Here is a 16,810-nt window from a genome sequence, read left to right as displayed (position 1 = left end):
GGGCGTGAAAGTTCTGGCAAAGCCCTAGATTTTAAACCGCGGCGTCGATGCGCGCCGCGCGGCGTCGAATGGCTGGCTCAGCGGCCGCCGCGACCACCGCCACCGCCACCGCCACCGCCACCGCCACCGCCACCGCCACCGCGGCGCGGGCCGCCACGACGCTGCCCGCCGCCGCCGCCGGCGTTGCCGCCACCGCCCTGGCGCTGGCGCATGAAGCTGTCGGCGCCGATGTAGCCGAACGACGTCTTCATCGGATCGGGCTGGCCGCCGCCGTCGCGGCTTCCACCGCCACCGCCACCGCCGCCAGTCCCCTTGGAGCGGCGCTGCTGGCCGCCCTGCCCCTTGTTCCCCTGCTGGGGACCGCGGGAACCGTCGGGACGCGGCCCGCCGCCACCGCCACCGCGACGGCGGTTGCGCGACTTGCCGCCGCCGTCACCGCCGTGTTCGCGCTCGCCCGCATGCAGCCCGGCCGCCTGCGTGAGGTCACGGATGTCGCGCTCGTCCAGCTCGACGAACGCGCCGCGCTTGAGGCCGCGCGGCAGCACCACCGCGCCGTAGCGGATGCGGATCAGGCGGCTGACCGCATGGCCCAGCGATTCCATCAGGCGGCGCACCTCGCGGTTGCGGCCCTCGGAGATGGTGACGCGGTACCACGCGTTGGCACCCTCGCCGCCGCCATCCTCGATGGTGCCGAACTGCGCCTTGCCGTCTTCCAGCTGGACACCGTCCAGCAGCCGCTGCTTCTCCTCGTTGGACAGCGCGCCCAGCACGCGCACGGCGTACTCGCGCTCCAGGCCGAAGCGCGGATGCATGAGGCGGTTGGCGAGCTCGCCGCTGTTGGTGAACAGCAGCAGGCCTTCGGTGTTGAGGTCCAGGCGCCCCACGGACTGCCACTTGCCCTGCGGCAGGCGCGGCAGCTTGCGAAACACGGTCGGCCGGTTCTGCGGGTCCTCGTGCGTGACGACCTCCCCCGTGGGCTTGTGGTACGCGATGACGCGCGCCGGCGGCGGCGCGATGCGCACCCTGATCGGCTTGCCGTTGACCTTGATCTGGTCGCCCCACTGGATGCGCTGGCCGACGTGGGCGGGCTCGTTGTTGACCGAGATCCGCCCTTCCATGATCAGCTGCTCCATCTCCAGGCGCGAGCCGAGGCCGGCCTGGGCGAGCACCTTGTGCAGCTTGGGAGTATCGGCCTGCGGCGCCAGCACGCGCTTGGCCAGCGTGACCTCGGGGCTCTGCTCCTCGGCGTCGAAGCGGCCGGACACGACGTCCTCGAAGCGGATCGGTTCCGCCGGCGGCGCAGCGGGACCCTGCGCGCGGCGCGGACGATCGTCGTCGTCGTCGTCCTCGTCATCGCCGTCGAAATCCTCGTCGTCCTCGCGCTCGTCGCCGTCGTCCTGCGGCTGCCCCGCGCGCTCGGGCGCAGGCGCAGGCTGGGGAGCGGCGACGGCGGGCTTGTCCTTGGGATCGTCGCCGGCGGGCTCGGGATGCGGCGGGTGGAGCTCGTTGGCGTTCATGGGGGTCAGGTGAGGGCCGGCGCGGGACCGCCGCCGTCGTCTTGTTGCGGGCCGTCGGCGGCTTCGTCGGTGGCGCCGGCGTCGGAAGCTTCGACCGCCTGCGGCGGCTCGGGGTCGGTCGCGCCTTCGATCCCCAGCGGCGGCTGCACGGCGTCGCCGTCGCCTTCGGCCAGGCCGGCGAAGATGGCCGCCTGCTGCGAAGGCGATTCCAGCGCGGGCAGCTGGTCGAGCGACGCGAGGCCCAGGTCGTCGAGGAACTGCTTGGTGGTGGCGTACAGGCCGGGGCGGCCGGGCGCTTCGCGATGGCCGATCACTTCGACCCAGCCCCGGTCCTCGAGCTGCTTGAGGATCTGCGTATTGATGGTCACGCCGCGGATGTCTTCCATGTCGCCGCGCGTCACGGGCTGCCGGTACGCGATGATGGCCAGCGTCTCGAGCGCGGCGCGCGTGTACTTCGGCGGCTTCTCGGGGTGCAGGCGATCGAGGTACTCGCGCATCTCGGGGCGGCTCTGGAAACGCCAGCCGGTCGCGACGCACACCAGCTCCACGCCGCGCTGCGCCCAGTCGTCCTGCAGGTCGTCCAGCAGCGACTTGATCGTGTCGGCGCCGAGTTCGTCGTTGAACAGCACCCGCAGTTCACGCACCTGCAAAGGCTGCGGCGAGCAGATCAACGCGGTTTCGAGGACGCGCTTGGCATCCGCGGTCATCATCGTCTTGCGGTCTTCCTGGAACGGGCGCCGGGCGGCGCTCCAACCGTGGGGTGGCCCGGGGCGGGCGCCGGTGTCGCGGAGAGCGCGCCGGCAGGTGCCGGCGCTGGGTCCTGATTGTAACGCAGCCCCCAGGCGGCCAAGGCCGAGGACAGGTCCGGCGGCAGGGCCGACCGCAGGTCGAGCAGCGCGCCGGTCACGGGGTGCCGGAAGGCCAGCCGGAACGCGTGCAGGGCCTGCCGCTGCAGGCCGGCCTCGCACCGGCCGCCATAGAGCACGTCGCCCAGCAGCGGATGCCCGACATGGGCCATGTGCACGCGGATCTGGTGCGTGCGCCCGGTGTGCAGGCTCGCGCGCACCAGGCAGCCCTGCTCGTTGGTGTCCAGCAGGTCGAAGGTCGTGGCCGCCGGCTTGCCGGGCGACAGCGCGGGATCGACGACCGCCATGCGCAGGCGGTTGCGCGGGTCGCGGCCGATCGGCGCCTCCACATGGCGCTGCGCCGGCCCGGACCACGCGCGGTGGGCGAGCGCCAGGTATTGGCGCGTGACCTCGCGCGCGGCGATCGCCCGCACCAGGGCGTCCATGGTGGCCCGCGTGCGCGCGACGACCATCAGCCCGCTCGTGTCCTTGTCCAGGCGGTGCACGATGCCCGCGCGTGGCAACTGCGCCGCCGTCGCATCGCGCCCGAGCAGCGCATTGAGCAGCGTGCCGCTCCAGTTGCCCGGCGCGGGATGCACGACCAGGCCGGCCGGCTTGTCGACGACCAGCAGGTGCTCGTCCTCGTGCACCACCTGCAGCGGGATGTCCTCGGGACGGAACGACTGGCTCTGGGGCGTCGGCCGCAATTCGACCGTGAGCACGCTGCCCGCGCGCACGCGGTGCGCGGAACGGCTCGCGGCACGGCCGTCGATGGCCACGGCGCCGTCGTCCACCAGCTGCTGCAGGTAGCTGCGCGAAAACTCGGGCACCAGCTGCGCGAGCACGCGGTCCAGCCGCTCGCCGTGCTGCGCCGCCTGGACGACCAGCTCGCGCGACTCGCCCGCCGCGGCGGTGTCCGCCTCGTCGTCCGCGGGTTCCTCCACGGGGAGGCCCTCGGGGGGCGCTCCTATAATCGTGCGGCCCAGTTTCAAGAAGGTCTGCGCTTCATGCTTCGTGCCAAATTATCCGTCGTCGCCCTCGCGGCGCTGCTGCTCGCGGCCTGCTCCTCCGAGCCGCGCGACGAGAAGGGTGCGGCGCTGAGCCCGAACAAGCTGTACGCCGACGCACGCGACGAACTGGCGGCGAACTCCTGGGACAAGGCCATCCCGCTGCTGGAGCGCCTCGAAGGCCGCGCCGCCGGCACCCCGCTCGCGCAGCAGGCGCAGCTGGAAAAGGCCTACGCGCAGTACCGCTCGCAGGAGCCGGCCCAGGCCATCGCGACGCTGGACCGCTTCATGAAGCTGCACCCCGCGAGCCCGGCGCTGGACTACGCGCTGTACCTCAAGGGGATCGTGAACTTCAATGACAACCTGGGCCTCCTCGCGTGGATCGCCAGCCAGGACCTGTCGGAGCGCGACCAGAAGGCCGCCAAGGAATCGTTCGAGGCCTTCAAGGAACTGTCGACGCGCTTCCCCGAGTCCAAGTACACGCCGGACGCCCGCGCGCGCATGACGTACATCGTCAACTCGCTGGCGCAGTACGAGGTGCACGTGGCCCGCTACTACTACCGCCGCGGCGCCTACGTGGCGGCGGTCAACCGCGCGCAGGCCGCGCTGAACGACTACCAGGAAGTGCCGGCGAGCGAGGAAGCCCTCGCGATCCTGATGCGGTCGTACGAAGCGCTGGGCATGACCCAGCTGCGCGACGATTCGCGCCGCGTGCTCGAGAAGACCTATCCGCAGAGCGTCTACCTCACCGGCGGTGAGAAGCCGACGGAGAAGTCGGCCTGGTGGAAGTTCTGGTGATCGGCCAGGAGCCCGCGCAAGGCTCCTAGTCCACCGCGGCGGCGTCGCGCAAAGCGTCCAGCGCCGCCGCGAAATCATCCGCGCCTTCCAGCCGCCGCATCGGCGGCAGCGCCGCCAGCAGCCGGCGGCCGTATCCCATCGTCGCCATGCGCGGGTCGCACACCACGAGCGCGCCCCGGTCGCTCTCGCGGCGGATCAGGCGACCCGCCCCCTGCTTCAGGGCCACCGCCGCCTCCGGCACGAAATAGTCGTTGAACGGGCTGCGGCCCTGCGCCTCGAGCCGCTGTGAGCGCGCTTCCACCACGGGGTCGTTCGGCGGCGGGAAAGGCAGCTTGTCGATGACGACCAGCTGCAGCGCGTCGCCGGGCACGTCGACGCCTTCCCAGAACGACGCCGACGCGACCAGCACGCACCCCGCGCCGCCTTGCGAATCGCCTTCTCGGAACCGCTCGATCAGCCGCCGCTTGGGCCATTGGCCCTGCACGAGGATCTCGAGACCGGCGCCGGCCGGGAACCGGAGCTGCAGGTCGTCGCCGATCGCGCGCAGCGACCGCAGCGTCGTCGTCAGCACCATCGTCCGGCCACCCAGGCGCTTCGCCGCGATGGCGGCCAGCCGTGCGACCGCCTGTGGGTGCGTGGGCTCGTTCGGCTTGGGCAGGTCGCGTGGCACGTACAGCGCCGCCTGCCGCGGGTAGTCGAACGGGCTGCCCACGCGCAGCACCTGCGCTTCCTGCAGGCCGCAGGGCTCGGTGAACCAGGACAGGCGCGCGTCGTCGCCCAGCGTCGCCGAGGTGAAGACCCAGGCGCGGCCGCCCTCGCCTTCCTTGAGCAGCCGGGTGCGCATGGTGTGCGCGATGTCCAGCGGCGATTCCATCAGCCGCACCTGCGTGCCGACGTCGAGCCAGCGCACGCAGTCGGCCTCGCACTTCGTCGCGAAGCGCTCGGCGCGATCGGCCAGCAGGCGCGCGCGCTCCTGCAGGCGCGGGAAGTCCGGCGCGATCTCGCTGACCATGGCGAGCGCTTCGGCCGCCTGCGCGCACGCGTCGTGCACGGCGTCCAGCGCCTGCTGCCACCCCGAGGGCTCGATGCCATCCGGTGCCCCGCCGGCCCAGCGCAGGCGGCCCGGCCCGGAGCGACCGACGACGAGCCGCAACTCGCGCGCCGCGCGTTCGCAGGCCGCCGCGGTGCCCTGCCAGTCGACCAGCCCGCGCGCAAGCTGCAGGCCGGCCGCGAGCATGTCGCGCGTGAAGTCGAGCAACTGCGACGTGCCCAGCTGCGCGCCGAGGAACTGCACGCCCGTCTCATTGAGCTGGTGCGCTTCGTCGAAGATGGCCACGCGCACGGTGGGCAGCAGTTCGGCCATGCCGGACTCGCGCACCGCGAGGTCGGCGAAGAACAGGTGGTGGTTGATGACGACGACGTCGGCGGCCAGTGCGTCGCGCCGCGCCAGGTTGACGTGGCACTGGCGGAACTTCGGGCACTGCGAGCCGAGGCAGTTGTCGCGCGTCGACGTGACGAGCGGGATCACCGGCGAGCGTTCGTCCAGGCCGGGCAATTCCGCGAGGTCGCCGGACTTGGTGCCATGCGACCACTGCTCGACGCGCGCCAGCGTCGCGGCGACGGCACGGTCACCGGCCATCACGTCGTGCCGCGCCTGGTCGAGGCGGTGCAGGCACAGGTAGCTGGCGCGGCCCTTGAGCAGCGCGGTGCGCACCGGCAGGCCGAGCGCTTCCACCAGCCGCGGGAGGTCGCGGCCGAACAGCTGGTCCTGCAGCGTCTTGGTGGCGGTGGACAGCAGCACGCGCTCGCCCGAGAGCAGCGCGGGCACGAGGTACGCGAAGGTCTTGCCGACGCCGGTGCCGGCCTCGACGACCAGCGCGCCGCCCTCCTCCACGGTGGCGGCGACGGCCAGCGCCATGTCGGTCTGCCCGCTGCGCGGGAGGAAGGCTTCGGCAGCGCCGGCGAGTGCACCGCCGGGCGCGAACGCGCGGTGCACGGCTTCTTGCAGGGGAGTCACGCGGGTTCTTTGGGGTCGAGCACCTGCTCCAGCCGCGCGATCTGGTCGCGCAGCTGCAGCCGCCGCTTCTTGAGGCGCCGCAGCATCAATTCGTCGGCGGGGGACTCGCTGCCGACGCGGTCGATGAGCGCGTCGAGGTCGGCGTGCTCCATCCGCAGCTCGATGAGCTGCCGCTCGGGCGAATGCAGGTTGGAATCCACGGCACTAGTTGGCACGGCCTCCGCAGGGAACTCTGCGGTCGAAGGGATAATACGTGCTCCGGCGCGCGCCGCACGCGGCGCACCCGCCTGTTTCAGGATCCACATGTCCACCAAAGGCTACCGGCTCACCGCCGCCACCGGCATCCACAAGGGTGACCGCGAATACCAGCAGGACCAGGTGGCGCTGCTGAGCCACCCGCGCATCACCGGCTGCGTGCTCGGCGTCGTCGCCGACGGCATGGGCGGCCGCAGCGGCGGCCGCAAGGCGTCCGACCAGGTGATGATGACGGCCAAGCAGCTGTTCGAGCGCTACTCGCCCGACCACGACGACGCGTCACACCTGCTCAAGCAGATCGTCGACGAGGCGCACCTCGTCATCAAGCTGACGGCCATCTCGTCGGAGCAGGAGCCGCACAGCACCGTCGCCGCGTTCCTCATCAACCCCAGCGGCGACTGCCACTGGGTGCACGCCGGCGATTCGCGCATCTACTACTTCCACGGCGGCAGCCTGGTCAAGCGCACGCTGGACCATTCCTACGTGCAGACGCTGGTCGACGCCGGCCAGATCACGGAGGAAGAAGCCAACGTGCACCCGCAGTCCAACATCCTCATGGGCTGCCTGGGCGCCGAGGACGAGCCGCCGGCGACGTTGCACTACGTGCAGCAGTTGCGCCCGGGCGACGTGCTGATGGCGTGCAGCGACGGGGTGTGGCACTACTTCAGCCACAACGAGCTCGGCTCGGTGCTTTCGTCGTTGTCGCCGCGCGAAGCGAGCGAGTTCCTGATCGAGAAGGCGCGCTCCCGCGGCCGTGGGGGCGGCGACAACCTGTCGCTGGTGATCGTGAAGTTGGAGCCGCTGGCGTAAGGGGCGGGCCCGTCCTTCAGGGAGGGACGGGGAGCGGCTTGACGTCCTTCTTGGCCGAAGCGGCGCGGCGGTGCACCTCGGCCTTGTGCTGCTCGGCGTCGGCGATCCGGCGGTCGTAGCGCTCGCGGCTGGCTTCCACGTCGGGCGCCTGCGTCGGCTTGGGCTGGCGCGGCGTCTTGGCGCGGCGGCTGGCCGCCTCGGCATCCTGCGAGGGCTTGGCCTCCTTGTCGGCCGCCCGCCGCTCCTGCTGGGCTTCCTTCTCCTGGCCCTTCTGCCGGGCCTCCTGCGCCTTGCGCTCCTGCTCGGCCTGGCGCGCTTCCAGCTCGCGCATCTGCTCGGCGGCGCGCGCGCGGCGCTGGGCGTCGTTCAGCGCGACCTCCTGCCGGCGCAGGTCGGCGAGCACCTCGCGCCGCTTCGCGCGCGCGTCCTCGATGCAGCCGGTGACGGCGAACTTCTGGTAGCAGGCCTTCTGCGCGGCTTCGAACTCGCGTTCCGCCCGCGCGCGTTCGGCGCCGATGCGGGCGCGCTCGGCGGCGACCTGCTGCTCGGCGGACGGCTCCGCGGGCGACGATGCGGCGCCTGCTGCCGGCGCGGGTTGCTGCGCAGCGACGGAGCCGGCGAAGGCGAGCCACAGGAGGGGCAGGAGGATGGGCTTCATGTCAGGCGGGTGTCGACGTCGCGGCGGCCGTGCGCCAGGTACTGCGCCGACTGCATCTCGCGCAGGCGCGAGACCGTGCGCGGAAACTCGTGCGCCAGCGGCCCGTCCGTGTACAGGGCCTCGGGTTCGACCGCCGCGGAGAGGATCAGTTTCACGCGCCGATCGTAAAGAACGTCGACCAGCCAGGTGAACCGCCGCGCTTCCGACGCCATGTTGACCGGCATGTAGGGCACGCCGGAGAGCAGCACGGTGTGGAACTGGGTGGCGATCTCCAGGTAATCGTTCTGCGAGCGCGGGCCGCCGCACAGCGTTCGGAAGTCGAACCAGACGACGCCGCCGGCCTTGCGGCGGGCACGGATCTCGCGGTGTTCGATGGTGAGCACGGGACTCTCGTCGTGCGACTCCGCCAGGTCGGTGAACGCCTTGTCCATTGCGGCGTCGGCTTCGGGGCCCAGCGGGCAGTGGTACATCCGCACGCCGGCCAGCGTGCGCTGGCGGTAGTCGGTGCCGTTGTCGACGTTGACGACTTCCAGCTTCTCCTTGAGCAGCTCGATCGCGGGCAGGATGCGATCGCGATGCAGCCCGTTCGGGTACAGCTCGTCGGGATGGAAGTTGGACGTGGTGACGAAGCCCACGCCGTTGTCGAACAGCGACTGCAGCAGCCGGTGCAGGATCATCGCGTCCGTGATGTCGGCGACGTGGAACTCGTCGAAGCAGACCAGCTTGAAGCGCTGCGCCATGCGCTCGCCCAGCTTGTCCAGCGGGTTCACCGTGCCCTGCAGGTCCTGCAGTTCCCGGTGCACCTCGCGCATGAACTCGTGGAAGTGCAGCCGCGTCTTGCGCTTCAGGGGCACCGCCTGGAAGAAGCAATCCATCAGGAAGCTCTTGCCGCGCCCCACCCCGCCGTACATGTAGACGCCGCGCGGGATGTCGGGATGGTTGATCAGCTTCTTGAAGCTGTTGGAGCGCTTGTCCTTGTACTGCGCCCAGTCCTGCGCGCAGCGCTCCAGCGCTTCCACCGCGCGCAGCTGCGCGGGGTCGCTGGCGTACCCGCGGGACTGGAGCTCCGCGTCGTACGCCTCACGGACCGAGGGCACCTGGCTGCCGCCCTCAGAAGTTCAGCGTGCGCTTGTCGACGGCCAGCGCGGCTTCCTTGGTCGCTTCGGACAGCGACGGGTGCGCGTGGCAGATGCGGGCGATGTCCTCGGCCGAGGCCTTGAACTCCATCGCCACCACGGCTTCGGAGATCAGCTCGCTGGCCATCGGGCCGACGATGTGAACGCCCAGGATCTCGTCGGTCTTCGCGTCGGCCAGGAACTTGACCATGCCCGTCGTGTCGCCCAGCGCGCGCGCGCGGCCGTTGGCCATGAACGGGAAGGTGCCCGCCTTGTACGCGACGCCGTCGGCCTTGAGCTGCTGTTCGGTGCGGCCCACCCAGGCGATCTCGGGGCTGGTGTAGATCACCCAGGGGATGGTGTTGAAGTTGACGTGGCCATGCTGGCCCGCGATGCGCTCGGCCACCGCGACCCCCTCTTCCTCCGCCTTGTGCGCGAGCATCGGGCCGCGCACGACGTCGCCGATCGCCCAGACGTTCGGCAGGTTGGTCTTGCAGTCGCCGTCGACCACGATGGCGCCACGCTCGTCCAGCTTCAGGCCTACCGCCTCGGGGTTCAGGCCGATGGTGTTCGGCACGCGGCCGATCGAGACGATGACGTTGTCCGCATCGAGGGTCTGCGCTTCGCCCTTGGCGGTGGTGTAGGCCACCGACACGCCCTTGCCGGCCGTCTTGATCTCGCCGACCTTGACGCCCAGTTCGATCTTCAGGCCTTGCTTGATGAAGGCCTTGTGCGCTTCCTTGGCGATCTGCTCGTCGACCGCGCCCAGGAAAGTCGGAAGTGCTTCCAGCACCGTGACTTCGGCGCCGACACGGCGCCACACGGAGCCCATCTCCAGGCCGATCACGCCGGAACCGATCAGCACCAGCTTCTTGGGCACCGCGGGGATGCGCAGCGCGCCGTCGTTGGACAGGATCTTCTGCTCGTCGAACGGAACGCCGGGCAGCGCGCGCGGGTTGGAGCCGGTGGCGACGATCACGTGCTTCGCGGTGATCGTCTCGTCGGCCGCGCCCTTGACGCTGATCTCGTAGCCGCCGTCACCGGCCTTGGCGAACGAGCCGCGGCCATGGAAGAACGTGACCTTGTTCTTCTTGAACAGGAACAGGATGCCGTCGTTGTTCTGCTTCACGACCTGGTCCTTGCGGGCCAGCATCTTGGCGACGTCGATCTCGAGGCCGGCGATCTTGATGCCGTGGTCGGCGAAATGCTTGCCGGCTTCCTCGTAGTTCTCCGACGACTGCAGCAACGCCTTGGACGGGATGCAGCCGACGTTGGTGCAGGTGCCGCCCGGCGCGGGCTTGCCGTCCTTGTTCTTCCACTCGTCGATGCAGGCCGTGTTGAAGCCCAGCTGCGCCGCGCGGATGGCGGCGATGTAGCCGCCGGGGCCGCCACCGATGACGACCACGTCGAAGTTCTTCGCCATGCTGCTCCCCTTACAGATCGAACAGCAGGCGCGCCGGGTCTTCCAGCGCTTCCTTCATCGCGACCAGGCCCAGCACGGCTTCGCGGCCGTCGATGATGCGGTGGTCGTAGGACATGGCCAGGTAGTTCATCGGCCGCACCACGACCTGCCCGTTCTCGACGACGGCGCGGTCCTTGGTCGCGTGCACGCCGAGGATGGCCGACTGGGGCGGGTTGATGATGGGCGTCGACAGCATCGAGCCGAACACGCCGCCGTTGGAGATGGAGAACGTGCCGCCGGTCATGTCCTCGATGCCCAGCTTGCCGTCGCGCGCCTTGGCGCCGAACTCGGCGATCTTCTTCTCGATGTCGGCGAACGACATCTGGTCGGCGTTGCGCAGGATCGGCACCACCAGGCCGCGCGGGGAGCCCACCGCGATGCCGATGTCGAAGTAGCCGTGGTAGACGATGTCGGTGCCGTCGACGCTGGCGTTGATCACCGGGTACTTCTTCAGCGCGTGCACGGCGGCCTTCACGAAGAAGGACATGAAGCCCAGCTTCACGCCGTGCTCCTTCTCGAACTTCTCCTGGAAGCGCTTGCGCATCTCCATCACCGGGGCCATGTTGACCTCGTTGAAGGTGGTGAGGATGGCGTTGGTCGACTGCGACTGCAGCAGGCGCTCGGCGACGCGCGCGCGCAGGCGCGACATCGGCACGCGCTGCTCGGGGCGGTCGCCCAGGTTCATCGCGGCCGGCGCGGCGACCTGTTGCAGCGCCGGTGCCGGCGCGGCGGCCTTCGGTGCCGCGGCTGCACCGCTGGCGGCCTGCAGCACGTCGCCCTTGGTGATGCGGCCGTCGCGGCCGGTGCCCTGCACCGAGCCGGGCGCCATGTTGTTGTCCGCCATGATCTTGGCGGCGGCCGGCATCGCAATGTCGGACTTGCTGCCGGACGACTGTGCGGCCGCGGCGGGCTTCGAGGCCGCGGCAGCGGGTGCAGGCGCAGCGGCGGCAGGTGCCGGAGCGCCGGCGCTCGCCTTGCCTTCGGTGTCGATCTTCGCGATGACCTGCTCGGCGACCACCGTGCCACCGTCGGCGACCACGATCTCGGCCAGCACGCCGGCGCTGGGCGCGGGCACCTCGAGCACGACTTTGTCGGTCTCGATCTCGATCAGGATCTCGTCCTGCGCGACGGCCTCGCCGGCCTTCTTCTTCCACTGCAGGAGGGTCGCCTCGGCCACCGATTCGGAGAGCTGGGGCACCTTGACGTCAACGATCGCCATGTCTGGTTCCTATGAATTCTTCTATGGAAGGACACAGGCGGCGTCCGTAACGGCCGCGCGCCGGTGTCGTCCTCTTACTTGGTCAGGACGAAGCCCTTGAGCTTGCCGAACGCGCCTTCGACCAGGGCCTTCTGCTGCTCCTGGTGCAGGTGCGAGTAGCCCACGGCCGGCGACGCCGACGCGGCGCGGCCCGAGTACCCGAGCTTCTGGCCGTCGGCCATGTTCTCGTGGATCTGGTGCTGCACGAAGAACCAGGCGCCCTGGTTCTGCGGCTCATCCTGGCACCAGACGATCTCGGTGGCGGCGGGGTACTTCTTCAGCTCGGCGGCGAACGCCTTGTGCGGGAACGGGTACAGCTGTTCCACGCGCAGGATCGCGGCGTCGTCGATGCCCTTCTCCTCGCGCTTCTTGGCCAGGTCGTAATAGACCTTGCCCGAGCAGACGACCACGCGCTTGACCTTGTCGGCCTTCAGCTCCGCCTTCATCTCGGGGATGACGGTCTGGAAGCCGCCGCGGGTGAACTCGGACAGCGGCGAGGTGGCGTCCTTGTTCCGCAGCAGCGACTTGGGGGTCATGATCACCAGCGGCTTGCGCAGCGGGCGCACGACCTGTCGGCGCAGCAGGTGGAAGATCTGGCTGGCCGTGGTCGGCTGCGTGACCTGGATATTGGTGTCCGCGGACAGCTGCATGAAGCGCTCCAGGCGCGCGGAGCTGTGTTCCGGGCCCTGGCCTTCGTAGCCGTGCGGCAGCATCAGGGTGATGCCGTTGACGCGGCCCCACTTGACTTCGCCCGACGCGATGAACTGGTCGATGACGACCTGCGCGCCGTTGGCGAAGTCGCCGAACTGCGCTTCCCAGATCACCAGCGTGTTGGGGTCGTTGGACGCGTAGCCGTACTCGAAGCCGAGCACCGCCTCTTCCGACAGGATGGAGTCGATGCAGACGAAGGGCGCCTGGTTCTCGGCCACGTTCTGCAGCGGGATGTAGGTGCCCGTATCCCAGCGCTCGCGGTTCTGGTCGTGCAGCACGGCGTGGCGGTGCGTGAACGTGCCGCGGCCGACGTCTTCGCCCGACAGGCGCACCGGATAGCCGCTGGCCACCAGCGAGGCGAACGCCATGTGCTCGCCCATGCCCCAGTCGACGTTGACGTCGCCACGGCCCATCGCGGCGCGGTCCTCGAGCACCTTCTTGACCAGCGGGTGCACGGTGAAGCCGTCCGGCACGGTCGTGATGCGCTCGGCGAGGCGCTTCCACTCGGCCATCGGGATGGCGGTGTCGGCGGCGTCGGTCCACTTCTTGCCCAGGTACGGGCTCCAGTCGACGGCGTACTTGCTCTTGAAGTTGGTCAGCACCGGGTCGACCGTGTGCTTGCCGGCGTCCATGGCGGCGCGATACGCCTTGGCCATGTCGTCGCCCAGCGTGTCGCCCAGGCCCTGCGCAGCCAGCTTGTCGGCGTACAGCTTGCGGGTGCCCGCGTGCTGCGCGATCTTCTTGTACATCAGCGGCTGGGTGAGCGAGGGCGTGTCCTGCTCGTTGTGGCCCAGCTTGCGGAAGCAGACGATGTCGACCACGACGTCCTTGGCGAACTCCATCCGGTACTCGAGCGCCAGCTGCGTCGCCAGCACCACCGCTTCCGGGTCGTCGCCGTTCACGTGCAGCACCGGCGCCTCGATCATCTTCACGATGTCGGTGCAGTACAGCGTCGAGCGCGTGTCGCGCGGGTCGCTGGTGGTGAAGCCGATCTGGTTGTTGATGACGATGTGGACCGTGCCGCCGGTGAAGTAGCCGCGCGTTTCGGCCAGCGCCAGCGTCTCCTGCACCACGCCCTGGCCTGCGATGGCGGCGTCGCCGTGCACCAGCACCGGCAGCACCTGCTTGCCCTTGGGATCGGCGCGGCGGTCCATGCGCGCGCGCACCGAGCCTTCGACGACCGGGTTGACGATCTCGAGGTGCGACGGGTTGAAGGCCAGCGACAGGTGCACCGGGCCGCCGGGCGTGCTGACATCGGACGAGAAGCCCTGGTGGTACTTCACGTCGCCGGCGGGCAGGTCTTCCTTGGCCGTGTGGTCGAACTCGGCGAACAGGTCGGCGGGCATCTTGCCCAGCGTGTTCACCAGCACGTTCAGGCGGCCGCGGTGGGCCATGCCGATCACGATCTCCTGCACGCCCTTGCTGCCGGCCTGCTGGATCAGCTCGTCCATCGAGGCGATGAAGCTCTCGCCGCCTTCCAGCGAGAAGCGCTTCTGGCCGACGTACTTGGTGTGCAGGAAGCGCTCGAGGCCCTCGGCGGCCGTCAGGCGGTCGAGGATGTGCTTCTTCTTGTCCGTGCTGAAGTTCGGCTTGGCGCGGACCGACTCCAGCTTCTGCTGCCACCAGCGCTTGCGGCCCTGGTCGCTGATGTACATGAACTCGGCGCCGATGGTGCCGCAGTAGGTTTCGCGCAGCGCGTTCTGCAGCTCGCGCAGCGACATCGACTCCTTGCCGAAGAACGTGTTGCTGGTGTTGAACACCGCTTCCTGGTCGGCGGCCGTGAAGCCGTAGAACGAGGCGTCGAGCTCGGGGATGTTCTCGCGCTCGGTGCGCTTGAGCGGGTCGAGGTCGGCCCAGCGGCAGCCGACGTTGCGGTAGGCGGCGATCAGCTGCTGGACGGCGGTGCGCTTGCGGGCCAGCTCGAGGTCGGCGCCCGCCGCCTGCACGACGCGCGTGCCGCCCTGCTTGGCGCGCTCGGCGAACGCGTTGATGACGGGCATGTGCGGCACGTCCTTGGCATTGCTGCCGTCGGAGGCCGGGACGTGCTGGAGGGCGTCGAAGTAATCGCGCCAGGTGTCGGGAACGCTCCCGGGGTTGGCCAGGTAGTTCTCGTACATCTCCTCGACGTAGGGCGCGTTGCCGCCGAACAGGTACGAGTTGCCGAGATAGGCCTTGTAGACGGAGCTGTCGCTCATCTCTCGCTACTTTCTGCTCCCCTGCAGGGAGCTTCAGCTGGTTGAGGAAACCTTCCGCGACACGGCTGGACCGGTTAGCGGATGCGAACTGTGGGGTGGAAGGACCGGAGTTGCGCCGCGATTGTGCCACTTCGTGGCACCTGCGTCGCCGCCCCCCGGTCACCACCCCACAAGCGCATCCGCTTGGCGGATGGGATCGTCACGAACCCCCTCACCCCATCCCTCTCCCCCGAGGGGGAGAGGGGGCGGAGCGTGGCTTGCTAGGCGTTCAGTTGGTCCTTGATCTGCTGGAGGGCGGTGGGGTCTTCGATGGTGGTCAGGTCGCCGGGGTCGCGGCCTTCGCAGACGGCCTGGATCGCGCGGCGCAGGAGCTTGCCGCTGCGGGTCTTGGGCAGCAGGGAGACGAACCGCACGCGGGATGGCCGGGCGACGGCGCCGAGCTGCTGGTCGACGACCTTCATGATGTCGCCCTCGAGCTTCAGCGCACCCTGCGGGTCGGCAACGGCGCCCTGGTCGCGCGGCACGACGAAGGCCATCGCCACCTGGCCTTTCACCTGGTCGGCGACGCCGACCACCGCGACCTCCGCCACGGCCGGATGGCTGGAGATGCTCTCCTCGATCTCGCGCGTGCCAAGCCGGTGCCCGGCCACGTTGATCACGTCGTCGGTGCGGCCGAGGATGTAGTAGTAGCCGTCCTGGTCGCGGATGCCCCAGTCGAAGGTGCTGTAGACGTGCTGGCCGGGGATGCTCTCCCAGTAGGTGCGCACGTAGCGCTCGTCGTCGCCCCACACGGTCTGCATGAAGCCGGGCGGCGTCGGCCCTTCGATCACGACCACGCCCTTCTCGTCGGCGCCCGTGAGTTCCTGGCCAGTCGACTCGTGCAGCAGCTTGATGCGGTAGCCGTACATCGGCACGCCCGGGCTGCCGAACTTCGACGGCTTCTTCTCCACCCCGTTCGCGATCGTCAGGATCGGCCAGCCGCTTTCGGTCTGCCAGTAGTTGTCGATGATGGGCACGCCCAGCGCGTCCGAGATCCAGCGCGCCGTCGGTTCGTCGAGCGGCTCGCCAGCCAGGAACAGCCCGCGCAGGGTGGACACGTCGTGCTTCTTCAGGTGCGACGGGTCGTGCTTCTTCAGCACGCGCACCGCGGTCGGCGACGTGAACATCAGGCTGACGCGGTGCTTCTCGACGATGCTCCACCAGATCGCGGCGTCGGGCCGGATCGGCAGGCCCTCGTACAGCACGGTCGCCATGCCGGCGATCAGCGGGCCGTAGACGATGTAGCTGTGGCCCACCACCCAGCCGATGTCGCTGGCGCAGAAGAAGGTCTGGCCCGCTTCGCCCTGGAAGATGTGCTTCATGCTCGCGGCCAGCGCCACCGCATAGCCGCCGACGTCGCGCTGCACGCCCTTGGGCTGGCCGGTCGTGCCGCTCGTGTAGAGCGTGTAGCTGACCTCGCTGGCGTCCAGCCATTCACAGGGCACCTCGGTGTGCAGGTGCTTCTCGCGCAGCGGCGCCCAGTCGAGGTCACGGCCGGGCACGCGCTCCATCGGCGCGAGGCCGCGATCCGCGAGCAGCACCGCCGACGGCTTGTGCGACGCGAGCCGGATCGCCTCGTCCAGCAGCGGCTTGTACGGCACGACGCGGCCGCCGCGCGAACCGGCGTCGGCGCTGACGATCACCTTCGGCCGCGCATCGTCGATGCGCGAGGCCAGCGACACCGACGCGAAGCCGCCGAACACCACCGAGTGGATCGCGCCGATGCGAGCGCAGGCCAGCATCGCGAACACGGCGTCGGCCACCATTGGCATGTAGACCAGCACGCGGTCGCCGCGGCCCACGCCCAGCTCGCGCAGGACGGCCGCCGTGCGCTGCACCTCGGCGTGCAGTTCGCGGTACGTGTAGGTTCGCTCGGTATCGGTCTCGGTCGAGATCGTGATCAGCGCGGGCTGGTCGCCGCGCGCCTGGAGGTGCCGGTCGACCGCGTTGTGGCACAGGTTGGTCGTGCCGCCGCCGAACCAGCGCGTGAACGGTGGCCGCGAGTCGTCGCAGATGCGCTGCGGCGGCTGCTTCCAGTCGACCAGCCGGGCCTGCTCGGCCCAGAACGCATCGGGCTCCTCGACGGAGCGGCGGTAGAACTCGGCGTAACCCATGCGGTCTCC

At 69.9% G+C, this 16,810-nt stretch carries 13 protein-coding genes; 2 read left to right on the top strand and 11 right to left on the bottom strand.

Annotated elements, in window-relative coordinates; all coding sequences use genetic code 11:
• Window positions 1–77: 77 nt before the first annotated feature.
• From I8E28_RS11555 to I8E28_RS11545, 3 genes are read right to left on the bottom strand one after another with little or no spacing between them, the layout of a single operon-like run.
• Window positions 78–1,517 carry a pseudouridine synthase gene (locus I8E28_RS11555; RefSeq protein WP_200788208.1) on the bottom strand — a complete coding sequence of 480 codons (1,440 nt, stop codon included), beginning with the start codon at window positions 1,515–1,517 and terminating at the stop codon, window positions 78–80.
• 5 nt (window positions 1,518–1,522) lie between these two features.
• Window positions 1,523–2,227, bottom strand: a complete 705-nt coding sequence (gene scpB, locus I8E28_RS11550; RefSeq protein ID WP_200788207.1) for an SMC-Scp complex subunit ScpB — start codon at window positions 2,225–2,227, stop codon at window positions 1,523–1,525.
• A complete protein-coding gene (locus tag I8E28_RS11545; protein WP_338050771.1) occupies window positions 2,224–3,306 on the bottom strand; it encodes an RluA family pseudouridine synthase in 1,083 nt (360 codons plus the stop codon). The genes scpB and I8E28_RS11545 overlap by 4 nt, the downstream gene beginning before the upstream one ends.
• A 63-nt stretch (window positions 3,307–3,369) precedes the next feature.
• Here I8E28_RS11545 and I8E28_RS11540 point away from each other — a divergent pair, with 63 nt between their 5' ends.
• On the top strand, window positions 3,370–4,167 hold the full coding sequence (locus tag I8E28_RS11540) for an outer membrane protein assembly factor BamD (RefSeq protein ID WP_200788206.1): 798 nt from the start codon (window positions 3,370–3,372) through the stop codon (window positions 4,165–4,167).
• 25 nt (window positions 4,168–4,192) lie between these two features.
• On the opposite strand, the gene I8E28_RS11535 is transcribed toward I8E28_RS11540, so the two are convergent.
• Together I8E28_RS11535 and I8E28_RS20720 are read right to left on the bottom strand one after the other, a co-directional pair.
• The gene (locus tag I8E28_RS11535; protein WP_476748492.1) at window positions 4,193–6,184 is read right to left on the bottom strand and encodes a DNA repair helicase YoaA; all 1,992 of its coding nucleotides are present in this window, start codon (window positions 6,182–6,184) and stop codon (window positions 4,193–4,195) included.
• Window positions 6,181–6,384 carry a DUF465 domain-containing protein gene (locus I8E28_RS20720; protein ID WP_200790375.1) on the bottom strand — a complete coding sequence of 68 codons (204 nt, stop codon included), beginning with the start codon at window positions 6,382–6,384 and terminating at the stop codon, window positions 6,181–6,183. Before I8E28_RS20720 ends, I8E28_RS11535 begins: the two co-directional genes overlap by 4 nt.
• Window positions 6,385–6,487: 103 nt before the next feature.
• Between I8E28_RS20720 and I8E28_RS11525 the strand changes: the two genes are divergently transcribed.
• Window positions 6,488–7,249 carry a PP2C family protein-serine/threonine phosphatase gene (locus tag I8E28_RS11525; RefSeq protein WP_200788205.1) on the top strand — a complete coding sequence of 254 codons (762 nt, stop codon included), beginning with the start codon at window positions 6,488–6,490 and terminating at the stop codon, window positions 7,247–7,249.
• A gap of 16 nt (window positions 7,250–7,265) precedes the next feature.
• Here the strand turns inward: I8E28_RS11525 and I8E28_RS11520 are convergent, their stop codons facing one another.
• The 6 genes from I8E28_RS11520 to I8E28_RS11495 form a co-directional block, all read right to left on the bottom strand.
• On the bottom strand, window positions 7,266–7,907 hold the full coding sequence (locus tag I8E28_RS11520; RefSeq protein ID WP_200788204.1) for a hypothetical protein: 642 nt from the start codon (window positions 7,905–7,907) through the stop codon (window positions 7,266–7,268).
• On the bottom strand, window positions 7,904–9,004 hold the full coding sequence (gene zapE, locus I8E28_RS11515) for a cell division protein ZapE (protein WP_200788203.1): 1,101 nt from the start codon (window positions 9,002–9,004) through the stop codon (window positions 7,904–7,906). The genes I8E28_RS11520 and zapE overlap by 4 nt, the downstream gene beginning before the upstream one ends.
• A gap of 13 nt (window positions 9,005–9,017) precedes the next feature.
• Complete coding sequence (gene lpdA, locus I8E28_RS11510) at window positions 9,018–10,445, bottom strand: dihydrolipoyl dehydrogenase (protein WP_200788202.1); 1,428 nt, start codon at window positions 10,443–10,445, stop codon at window positions 9,018–9,020.
• A gap of 10 nt (window positions 10,446–10,455) precedes the next feature.
• Entirely contained in the window at window positions 10,456–11,703 is a 1,248-nt protein-coding gene (gene odhB, locus I8E28_RS11505) for a 2-oxoglutarate dehydrogenase complex dihydrolipoyllysine-residue succinyltransferase (protein WP_200788201.1), read from the bottom strand.
• A gap of 74 nt (window positions 11,704–11,777) precedes the next feature.
• The gene (locus tag I8E28_RS11500; RefSeq protein ID WP_200788200.1) at window positions 11,778–14,648 is read right to left on the bottom strand and encodes a 2-oxoglutarate dehydrogenase E1 component; all 2,871 of its coding nucleotides are present in this window, start codon (window positions 14,646–14,648) and stop codon (window positions 11,778–11,780) included.
• 260 nt (window positions 14,649–14,908) lie between these two features.
• Window positions 14,909–16,801, bottom strand: a complete 1,893-nt coding sequence (locus I8E28_RS11495) for a propionate--CoA ligase (protein ID WP_200788199.1) — start codon at window positions 16,799–16,801, stop codon at window positions 14,909–14,911.
• Between the last annotated feature and the right edge of the window lie 9 nt (window positions 16,802–16,810).

This window comes from Ramlibacter algicola (genome assembly GCF_016641735.1).
Classification (GTDB): domain Bacteria; phylum Pseudomonadota; class Gammaproteobacteria; order Burkholderiales; family Burkholderiaceae_C; genus Ramlibacter; species Ramlibacter algicola.
The sequence above is the reverse complement of the archived record's forward strand: the minus strand, read 5'-3'. Positions and strand labels throughout refer to the sequence as shown.